The following is a 276-nucleotide window of genomic DNA, read 5'->3' on the forward strand; positions in this document are numbered from 1 at the left end:
TATCCACCCTGCGTAATGGCGTCTGCGTGCCGGGGATCGGCCGCCCCGTAGGTCCCGACGTTGCCACGCTCGCAGTACTGCTCCAGGCCTTCAAGGCAGCTGTCGCACTCCCGGCACGAATCCACCATGCAGCCCACGCCAACACGGTCTCCAGTCGCGAAGTCCTCCACGGCGGATCCCACCCGGGTCACGTGGCCAACAATTTCGTGACCGGGGACCAGCGGATACGGGGGTTCCCGCCATTCGCCCCGCGTTGCGTGCACGTCAGAGTGGCAC

General features: G+C 66.7%; 1 protein-coding gene. It reads right to left on the reverse strand.

Annotation, left to right across the window (positions count from 1 at the left end; translation table 11 throughout):
* On the reverse strand, window positions 1-276 hold a 276-nt coding region (locus ACPYOM_RS22430; protein ID WP_481347654.1), incomplete at both ends, for an alcohol dehydrogenase catalytic domain-containing protein.

The organism is Monashia sp. HAY1-2A, assembly GCF_056755315.1.